Source organism: Helicobacter sp., from assembly GCF_022770205.1.
In the GTDB taxonomy this organism is placed as follows: Bacteria; Campylobacterota; Campylobacteria; order Campylobacterales; family Helicobacteraceae; genus Helicobacter_D.
Genome location: NZ_JALEIK010000033.1, coordinates 1 through 10,177 on the forward strand (window position 1 = coordinate 1; position 10,177 = coordinate 10,177).

Annotated in this window: 10 protein-coding genes; 8 read left to right on the plus strand and 2 right to left on the minus strand. The window is 37.0% G+C overall.

Annotation, left to right across the window (positions count from 1 at the left end; translation table 11 throughout):
* The 4 genes from MRZ19_RS06510 to MRZ19_RS06525 all read left to right on the plus strand — a co-directional run.
* Nucleotides 1–801 (plus strand): class I adenylate-forming enzyme family protein (locus MRZ19_RS06510; RefSeq protein ID WP_291031497.1); only part of this gene is annotated, 801 nt, incomplete at its 5' end.
* Complete coding sequence (locus MRZ19_RS06515) at nt 794–1,342, plus strand: GNAT family N-acetyltransferase (protein ID WP_291031506.1); 549 nt, start codon at nt 794–796, stop codon at nt 1,340–1,342. The genes MRZ19_RS06510 and MRZ19_RS06515, both read left to right, overlap by 8 nt.
* A gap of 110 nt (nt 1,343–1,452) precedes the next feature.
* Complete coding sequence (locus MRZ19_RS06520) at nt 1,453–2,436, plus strand: glycosyltransferase (protein ID WP_291031498.1); 984 nt, start codon at nt 1,453–1,455, stop codon at nt 2,434–2,436.
* Entirely contained in the window at nt 2,437–3,540 is a 1,104-nt protein-coding gene (locus MRZ19_RS06525; protein WP_291031499.1) for a DegT/DnrJ/EryC1/StrS aminotransferase family protein, read from the plus strand.
* A 5-nt stretch (nt 3,541–3,545) separates the two neighbouring features.
* On the opposite strand, the gene MRZ19_RS06530 is transcribed toward MRZ19_RS06525, so the two are convergent.
* Nucleotides 3,546–4,829, minus strand: coding sequence for a coproporphyrinogen III oxidase family protein (locus MRZ19_RS06530; protein ID WP_291031500.1), 1,284 nt, complete (start codon nt 4,827–4,829; stop codon nt 3,546–3,548).
* Between the two features lie 59 nt (nt 4,830–4,888).
* Nucleotides 4,889–5,095, minus strand: a complete 207-nt coding sequence (locus tag MRZ19_RS06535) for a hypothetical protein (protein WP_291031501.1) — start codon at nt 5,093–5,095, stop codon at nt 4,889–4,891.
* 168 nt (nt 5,096–5,263) lie between these two features.
* On the opposite strand from MRZ19_RS06535, the gene MRZ19_RS06540 reads away from it, so the two are divergent.
* The 4 genes from MRZ19_RS06540 to flgE form a co-directional block, all read left to right on the plus strand.
* The gene (locus tag MRZ19_RS06540) at nt 5,264–7,801 is read left to right on the plus strand and encodes an AsmA-like C-terminal region-containing protein (RefSeq protein WP_291031502.1); all 2,538 of its coding nucleotides are present in this window, start codon (nt 5,264–5,266) and stop codon (nt 7,799–7,801) included.
* Nucleotides 7,802–7,810: 9 nt separating this feature from the next.
* Nucleotides 7,811–8,563, plus strand: coding sequence for an exodeoxyribonuclease III (locus MRZ19_RS06545; protein ID WP_291031503.1), 753 nt, complete (start codon nt 7,811–7,813; stop codon nt 8,561–8,563).
* Entirely contained in the window at nt 8,556–8,996 is a 441-nt protein-coding gene (ybeY, locus tag MRZ19_RS06550; RefSeq protein WP_291031504.1) for an rRNA maturation RNase YbeY, read from the plus strand. The genes MRZ19_RS06545 and ybeY overlap by 8 nt, the downstream gene beginning before the upstream one ends.
* 143 nt (nt 8,997–9,139) lie before the next feature.
* The coding region (gene flgE, locus MRZ19_RS06555) for a flagellar hook protein FlgE (protein WP_291031505.1) at nt 9,140–10,177 on the plus strand (1,038 nt) is incomplete at its 3' end.

The window sequence follows — 10,177 nt, forward strand, 5'->3', positions numbered from 1 at the left end:
GAAAAAATGTCAGATTCTCTTTTAGCAAAGCTTAAAAATGCTTTTCCAAAAGTGCGATTTCATCAAACATTTGGGGCAAGTGAGATAGGTATCACGCAGACTACAACAAAGGATAATTTTATCCGCCTTGATAATATGGACTATAAGATTGTCAATAACGAGCTTTTTATCAAATCCCACACAAACGCACTAGGCTATCTTAATAGTGATAATAGTGTGTTTGATAATGAAGGCTACTTTGCAACAGGGGATTTGGTAGAAACAAAGATTATTAATAATGAAGAGTATATAAAAATCATAGGCAGGGCAAAGGAAGTAATTAATGTAGGTGGAGAGAAAGTTATCCCACAAGAAGTTGAAGGGGTATTGCTACAGATTCCATTTATAAGTGATTGTGTCGTATATGGAGAATCTAATGCGATTACAGGGCAAAGTGTAAGTGTAAAGGAGGTGTTGGATTCTAATCATTATGAGTGGGTGCAAAATAGCAAAAAGTTAGATTCTAGTCATTGTTATACTGAGCGTGAGCTAGTATCTCAAAATAGCAAAAACAAGGAATGTGTAGCCGACGCCACAGAATCTGCAAACCTAGATTCTAGTAAAAACACAGATAGCAACACTGCGGAAGCAGTTTCTTTAGAAAATGCAACGCAAACAACACAAAACTTAACACTCAAAAAATATATCCGCACTTTCTGCAAAGACAAACTCGCCCCCTTTAAGATTCCAAGTAAAGTAAGCATTGTGGAATCTTTAGAGATGAGTGAGAGATTTAAGAGGGTGCGTATTGGAAATGAGTAAAATTTTAGAAAAAATCAAATGTTCTGGTATAGAAGGGAAACATATTAATATGCGCTTGGTGGAACTCTATGATGCGGAATTTATCTATGCTATGCGTCAAAATTCAAATAGGGCGAGATTTTTATCAGGTATAAAAAATGGAGTGAAAGCGCAAATAGAATGGATAAAGAAATACAAAGCGCGCGAGAGAAAAAGGAATGAATTTTATTTTATTATACAATCAAAACAAGATGATAATGTTGGGCTAGTACGACTTTATGATTTGAGAGAAGATTCTTTTTGTTGGGGGAGTTGGATTATGAAAGATAATGTTTCTGCAAATTATGCAATAGAATCTCTGTTGTGTGTTTATGATTTTGGTTTTTATACGCTTGGATTTCCAAAAGCACATTTTGATGTAAGAAAGAAAAATGTTAGTGTTTTGGCTTTTCATAGAAGATTTGGAGCAAAAGTTATAAGCGAAAGTGATTTGGACTACTATTTTGAGCTAACCGAAGTTGATTATAAAATAATTAAGAAAAAGTATTCTAGGTATCAATAGGATAAAAATATGTTTTAATAATTTATTGGCTATTGCATAATGAACTATCTGTGGAGTTTCTGGTATTTTTTGGTAAAATTAGTCTTTAATTGAGTAGATATGAGGATAATATGCCACAAATTTCAATCTTAGCACCAACTTTTAACCACGAAAAATACATAGGGAGATTTATAGAATCAACGCTTAATCAGGGTTTTAATGACTTTGAAGTGTTGATTGTAGATGATTGTAGCAGCGATAATACAACTAAAGAGATTTTAAAATACAAGGATAAGCGCATAAAGCTAATTAAGCACGATTTTAATCGCGGTGTGAACGCTGCGTTAAATGCTGCATTTAAGCGTTCAAAATCTGATATTTTACTCTTTTGTGCGGGAGATGATTCTTTTGAGCTAGACGCGCTAGAGATGGTTTATAACGCACACCAAAAGAATGATTATGCGGCATTATACACGCCTTTAATCCCTGTTGATGAGAATAATAATGTGATTGAAGAGCTAATGGATGGCTATGTGAATATGCAAAATAGAAGTAAAAGTGAGTTTATTTATTACACTTTTTTAATGTGGAATTGTCTGACATCGCCTGGAATGTCTATGAAGCGCCAATACGCTAAAGTAATTTTCCCTTTGCCTGCGAGTATGGTTAATTTTCAGGATTATCAAATGCATATTAGACTGATGAAGCTAGGGGAAATAGGGGTTTTAGACAAAAGGATTGTGCGCTATAAAGTGCCTATGCAAAATGGCTCACAGCTAAGTTCTCCTAGTCAAATAACAGGTATGCGTGAAATGCTAGAAACACACGCCCTTTTGGATGAATTTTTAACTTATGATGACATTCCGCTTTTAGAAGCAACTTTTGCCAAAGAGATAGCGCAAACGGGGGTAAAACCTTATGTGGATACTTTGCCTTTTTTTTGGGGAGCTATGGCGTTATGCTCACAGCATCAAATTAGAAAAATCTGGGGCTATCATAAGATAATGCAGTTTTATAACCAAAAAGGCGCACAAGAGATTTTGCATAAAAGATACGCCTTTACCTTTGCTAATTTGCTACATTTAGCACAATTTTGTGTAGCACAAGGTGGTTAAATGGTGCAGTTTTTAGATTTACAAAAGATTAATGCAAGGTTTCAAAGCTCTTTTGATAGCGTTTTTAAGGAAGTGTGCGCAAGTGGTTGGTATTTACAAGGTAGGCAAAATGCGGAGTTTGAAAAAGAGTTTGCAGAGTATTGCGGAGTGGAATATTGTGTGGGGTGCGCTAATGGATTAGACGCGCTAAGGCTTATTATTAAGGCGTATGGTTTTGGTGTAGGGGATGAGATTATAGTCCCTGCAAACACTTATATTGCTAGCATTTTAGCGATTTCTGATAATGGTTGCACGCCTGTGCTTGTAGAGCCAGATTTGCAGACTTATAACATTGATGCTCGGTGCATAGAGTCGCATATTACTTCAAAGACAAAGGCGATTTTGGTGGTGCATTTGTATGGGCGTGCGGTGGATATGGAGAAAATTTGGGAGCTTGCTAAGAAGTATCGCCTAAAAATTATAGAGGATTCTGCACAAGCACACGGAGCGATGTATCAAGGAAAGAGAGTTGGGGGTTTAGGGGATGCTAGTGGATTTTCTTTTTATCCGGGCAAGAATTTAGGCGCACTTGGTGATGGTGGAGCGGTTACGACTAATGATAGGGAATTAGCTGATAAAATCCGCTCCTTAGCAAATTATGGCTCTTTTAAAAAATATGAAAATCTCTATAAGGGGCTAAATTCTAGGCTTGATGAGATGCAAGCTGGGTTTTTACGCATAAAACTTAAAGGGCTTGATAGTGATAATCTAAGGCGCAAAGAGATTGCGCAACTTTATTTGCAAAACATTAAGAATCCACAAATCACACTTCCAATTACAAACTGGGAGACATTTGCACAAACTTCTCACGCTTGGCATCTCTTTGTAATAAGAACGCAAGAGCGTAAGAGATTGCAAGAGTATTTAACGCAAAATGGAATCCAAACCTTAATCCACTATCCAATTCCACCCCATAAACAGCTTGCTTATAAAGAATGGAATGCGTTAGAATTACCGCTTACAGAAAAAATCCATAATGAAGTTTTGTCTATCCCTATAAGCCCAGTGATGACAGATAGGGAGGTGCGTGAAGTTGTTGGGATTTTGAATCAATTTTGTGAGTAGAGCATTTACATATCTTCTTCTTTTAGCATTGCGCGGGATTCCTCTCTTACTCTGTCCATTCCGATGTAAAATTCTTTCATCATTGATAAAAAGAGGTATTTGCCCTGTTGAGTAGGATAATAATCCTGCCCTTGTTTGTAGATATTGCCGCTTAGTCGCAAAAAGGCGATTTCTTTCAACAAATCCCATTCTAAGTTTGCATTGTAATGCTCTTTAAAGCGTTTTGCGCTTGCCTTTCCACCAAAGAGTTCTACCATTAATCGGTATTGTAATTGTGCTTTTTTAGAGTATTTGCGTTCCCTTGCTACGCCCATTTGCCCGCTTTGGATTTTTTGTGCGTATTCTTTGAGAGAAAATGTGTTGGTATAAAGCACTCCTTTTAGAAAGCTAAAAGAGCCTGAGCCAATCCCTACATATTCATCATTATCTACGACATATTCATCAAAGATTGCACTGCCTTTGTGTGAAAATGCCCAACTTGAAAGGGGCGTAAAATCGTTTTGTAAAGTTTCTAGGATTAGCTGATAAAGGGAAGCTTCATTTTTTAAGCATACCTCGCCTATGGAGCGTTTTAAGATGCTTTTGACAGAGGGGGAGGACATTAGCGGATAGGTTGTGAGCTGGTTGGGTTTTAATGCTTTTATCCGTTCTAAATCTTTTGTTAGCATTTCTTGCGTTTGGTTTGGAAAATTAAAGATTAAATCCACATTTAAAATTGGTAGAATCCCCCTAGCGTTTTCTAGCTTTTTGTAAGTTTCTTCACCGCTACCAAATTTCTCATAACGCCCAATTTTGCGTAAGATTCCATCATCAAAGCTTTGCACGCCAACGGAGAGTCTATCCACTCTGCCTTTAAAGAATTCTAGTGTTTCTTTTTGTAAATGGTTAGGGTCTGATTCGCAAGAAACTTCTTTGATGCTAAAAAGGGATTTTGCTAAATCTAGTGTTTTACAAAGCTCATCAGGCATTATTGAAGTTGTTCCACCTCCTACATAGATAGCATTAAAGTCATAGCCTAGCTCCTTTACCATTTGCATTTCTTTGCGTAAGTTTTCAAAATAGCGTTTTGCCTTGTCCTCTTGGAATAAGAAGCGATTAAAAGAGCAATATGTGCAAAGTGTCGCACAAAAGGGAATGTGCATATATAAAAGATAGCTTTTATCCTGCACTTTTTTAGGATCTGGAAGTGGGAGTTTTGTAAGGGGGCTTGGGTGTAAGTGTAAATAACGCTGTGTCGCAAAGCGCATAAGCGTATTCACAAGGGATGTTGAAAAATTTTGCTGTATCATCAATAGAAGTTAGAATACCAAGTGCTCAACATTGCTTAAAGCACAAAAGTGCTTTAAGCTTATGCCATAATGTCTAAAGCATTTGTGTTTTGGCTTGGAGCTTGTGTTGATTGGCTTGGAGCTTGCTGTGTTTGTAAGTTACCTTGCGCACCTTCCATTCCGCTTAGGATTGAGCTCATAATTGCTTCTTCGCTATCCATAGCTTTTTTAAGAACATTTAAGTTTCCACCTGTAGCTAACGCACTGCTGTCAATACCTGAAATCATAACAGACTCCTTTCTTATGATTTATCATTCTTTGTCATAAAAGAATTGACGCATTATATATCGGTAGTTTTTATAAAAGACTAAAGGATAAAAATTTTATATATTGCATATTGTTTTGGAAATAATTTGTTAGAATTCCGCTTTATTTGGCGTTAGATAGGAGTGGTGATGAAAAAAGTTTTAACAATTTTTGCAGTGGGCATTGTTGGAATCTTAGCAATCGTTGTTGGTGCGGTATTTTGGTTATTTTCTAGCAGTGGAAATGCGTTTTTAAAAGATAAAATCACACAAATTGTGAATGAAAAAGCTCCTGTGGGATTAGAATTTACACATTTTAATTTAGGTTTTCGCTCCTATGCTTTTGCAATGACAGATCAGCAAAATTCTAAAATTGCAATCAATGGGGATTATTCACTTTTCACGCTTAATACAAGTGCAAAAATCCAAGCAATTCTTAAAGATTTAGCTCCTTATGAGAAGCTTTTAGGGATGCGTTTAAATGGCAGTGTTAGCATTGATGGAGATGTTATTAAGCAAGCGAATCATTTAGGGATTAAAGCAAATATTAATGCGTTTAAGAGTGCGATTTTTGCAGATGTGCGTTTGGAGAATTTTAAGCCTAAACGCCTATTTTTGGATAGCAAAGAGGGGATTAATGTGGAATCCTTGCTTGTGTTTTTTAATCAACCACAATATGCAAAAGGTAGAATCTTATTAAAAGCAGATATGGATCTTTCAGATTTGCAAGCACCAAGTGGGGGATTTAGTATTGCTTCAAGTGCGATTGTGCCTAATGTTACACTTTTACAAAAAGCTTATGGGCTTGTGCTACCAGAGGATTCCATCCAATTTGCAATGGATGGTGTTGCAAAGAATGATAGCATTATTGCTACATTGCTTGTAAGCTCTAGTTATTTAAATGTGGAATCTAAAAACTTAAGAGTAAGCATTGCGGATTTTTCAAGCAATGGAGAGATTCAAATGCGCACACAAAACATCGGCTTTGGGGATTTTATGCTAAAAACTCCGCTATTGGCAAACATTAATCTAAGAAAAATTACGCATCAAGAAGCAACTCTAGCTCTAAATGTTCTGACAAATCCTATTTTAGCGCATATTGTAATGCCACATTACACGCCACAAAGCATAAGGCTAAATGCAAAGGATTTAAGCTTAAATGAACTTGTTAATCTAGCAGGAAGTTATGGAAATGTGAAGGATTATGCGTTAGATGGGAGTTTAAGTTTAAATGCACTTATGGATAAAATCACGCTTTCTCCGCTAAGCTATGTGCTAAAAGGCGATGCAAAAAGCACGCTTGCAAGTTTGCGTTATCAAAATTTAGAAGTTGGCAAAAATAATGCGCTAAGTGCGGAATTTAGTGGGAATGCGAAGGATTTAAAGCTGCAAGTGAAAAGTGATTTGTTTGACTCTCAAATGCTTATGAATGCTAAGTTGCAAAATCATATCTTAAAAAATGTGCAAGCGGATATTAAAGCACTCAATTTAGAAAAGCTTGCAAAACTTTTAGGATACGATGTGCAAGGGGCAATCAATGCAAAAGTGGATTTAAAAAACTTTAAGGATTCTAATTTTGATGGGGATTTTAGTTTAGATTCTCCGCAAATCACGCTAGCAAAGAAGACTTTAAATGCCTTAAGCGGTATGGAGTTTAAAAAGGATTTAACTTTTACCTTAAAGAGTGGTGGAGCGTTTAAAGATGGTGGTGGCACTGCTATGCTCAATCTTTATGGAGAGCACATTCAAGCAATGTTTAAAAATGCAACAATGGACTTTAAAAATAATGCGTATTTTACAGATTTTAGCCTAAGCACACCTGAGATTGCAAACATTAATCCCGTTGAAATGACGCTAAAGGGTGCATTAACACTAAGTGGAAGCGTGGGCTTAACAGACAATAAGCCAAGTTTGATTCTCCAAAATAGAGATTTTGGAAATTTTGATGTGGCATTAAAGAATGAAAAATTACTGCTTAGCGGTAAAGATTTAGACATTAAAAAATTAGCAACTTTTATGGGCAATGGCAAGTTAATTAAAGGTGGAATCGCAAATGTAAATGCGGATTTGAACCTTCAAGGGAGCGATGCAAAGAGTATGATTAAGCATTTAAAGGGAAGTGCGGAAGTGCATACAAGGGATTTAGAAATTTATAGCCTTGATATTGATGCGCTTGCTAGGGGTTATGAAAATGCAAATAGTGTCAATTTACTTGATGTGGGTGCATTTGTGCTAGCAGGTCCGCTTGGTATTGCTGCAACAAAGGGGGGTAATGTAGGAATGTTAGGGTTAAATACATTAGTGGATACTAAGAGTGTGATTAAAGAACTGATAGCAAAATTTGCACTTGAAAATGGTGTGGCATATGCACAAGATGTAGCCTTTGCAACAGATAAAACTAGACTAGCAGCCATTGGAGCGATTAATCTTAACAATAATGCCTTTGAAAACTTTACAATCGGACTCTTAGATGCGAAAAATTGCGCAAAATATTCTCAAACAATTCAAGGAACACTAGATGATCCAAAAATTGAAGTTACACAAACAACTCTTAAAACAGCAGTTAATCTAGCAAATTCCATTTTTAAAAAGTTAAAAAAGGGAGCAGAGGTGATTACAGAACCTGTTTTAGGTGAGGCTAAGGCTTGCACTCCCTTTTATAAAGGAAGTGTAAAACATCCACAATAAAGGAGTAAAATGCGATTAATTTCTTGGAATGTTAATGGACTAAGGGCGTGTATGAATAAGGGATTTATGGAGTTTTTTAATGCGATAAATGCAGATGTGTTTTGTATCCAAGAATCCAAAATGCACAAAGAGCAGGCGGAATTTGACTTTAGCGGTTATTATGAATATTGGAATAGTGCAGAGAAAAAGGGCTACTCTGGCGTGGCGATTTTTAGCAAGCAAGAGCCTTTGAGTGTGGGTTATGGTATGGGAATTGCTCACCACGATAAAGAAGGGAGAATCATCACAGCGGAGTTTGAGGGCTTTTATCTAGTTAATGTTTATACGCCAAACTCTAAAAGGGAGCTAGAACGCTTAGAATACAGAATGGAATGGGAAGAGGATTTTAGGGTGTTTTTGAAAAAGTTGGAATCTAAAAAGCCTGTGATTGTGTGTGGGGATTTAAATGTCGCACACAAAGAGATTGATTTAAAAAATCCTAAAACAAACCGCAGAAATGCAGGCTTTACCGATGAAGAGAGGGAAAAAATGCGTGTGCTTTTAGATTCTGGCTTTACAGACACTTATCGGTATTTTTATCCTGACAAGGAGGGTGCTTACACTTGGTGGAGCTATATGGGAAAAGCAAGGGCTAATAACACGGGGTGGCGGATTGATTATTTTTTATGTTCTAAGGCGTTGGATTCTAGGCTTAAGAGTGCTAGCATTTACCCTGAGATTTTAGGGAGTGATCATTGTCCTGTGGGAATAGAAATTGATTGATATAGATAATCAGACTAAAATCAAATTAGATTCCAACTTTTTAGCATTTTTGGATTCTATCTTTTTAGAGATTTTAAAAGACTTAGGGTTAAAAGATAAGCAATGCGAACTCTTACTTGTGGAGAATGCAAAAATGCAAGCATTAAATTTAGAATTTAGGGGGATTGATAAGCCCACAGATGTGTTATCCTTCCCGCTAGAGTTTTCACCGCTTTTAGGAAGTGTTGTCATCTCAGTAGAATTTGCAACCAAAATCGCACAAGAGTTAGGGCATAGTTTAGAGAGTGAAATTGCCTTGCTGTTTATCCACGGAGTGTTGCATTTGCTAGGCTTTGACCACGAAGTAGATAGTGGAGAGCATAGAGAGAGAGAAAAAGAGTTTGTGGAGAAGTTTTGTTTGCCTAAGAGTTTGATAATCCGCGCACAAAGTTAAGCATTTGCTTGCAAGTGCCTTTTTGCACGCTTTATAAGATTTGTAACTTGTAAGAGTGAAGAAGGCAAGGGAAGCTAGCCCTAGAAGTTGGAATGGTAATTGCTTGATATTTTGCAAAATACTTTGTCTTTAAAGGATTGCAAATGTTAAGATCTTTATGGTCAGGCGTTAGTGGTATGCAAGCGCATCAAATTGCATTAGATGTGGAATCAAATAATATTGCAAATGTCAATACAAATGGTTTTAAATATTCAAGGGCAGATTTTTCTACAATGGTTAGTCAAACGAGGCGTTCTGCTACGATTCCTTATGCAGGCTATGGTGGGGTGAATGATTTTTCTGTGGGTTTAGGAACAGGGATTGAAACAACAACAAAAGTGTTTTCACAAGGCTCTTTACAAAACACAGACAGAAAAGGTGATTTAGCATTAAGCGGACAAGGGATGTTTGTAGTAAGCAATAATGGTGGTTATACAAATATGTATACTAGAGATGGTGCGTTTATGTTTGATGCAGTGGGAAATCTTGTCAATACTAGTGGATTTATCGTGCAAGGCTGGGTAAGAGATCTCTCTATGCTGAATTGTGCGTGTGGAACAGGCTCTTTAAATCGTGTGGATTCCACAGGTCCTGTTGGAAATATCACAATTGATCCTAGATTAACAATTCCAGCAAAAAAGACAAGCGTTGTTACGGGGAATATTAATCTAACAAGTGGGTATAAAACACAAAACATTGATTGCCCAAGCCCTTTAGATAGCACGAATGCAAACAATTTTGCAGGCGGTTTAGAGCGTATCTATGACACAAAAGATAGGCAACATGAGATTCCACAAGATATGGGAGTGATGTTTAATGACGCAGGAGAGGCGATGCGCTTACAAGAGGAGCAGGGAGTGTGGATAAGCTACCAAACTGCTACATCACGCCCTTTATTGCTTGGCGGAAATTTAGCACAGGGTGCGATTACAACAACGGTTACAATTAATGAACAAACAATCACTTGGACAAACAATCCAGCAGATGGCACTAGCCATTTGCTTGCTGCACAAAGAGCGATTAATAATTTGAAGGATAAAACCGGTGTAGAAGCAATTGTGCAAGGTGAAACACTGATTTTACAAAATAAAAACCAATTAGACGGCGATGCAAGCAATAAAAACATCCGCGCAACAGGCTTT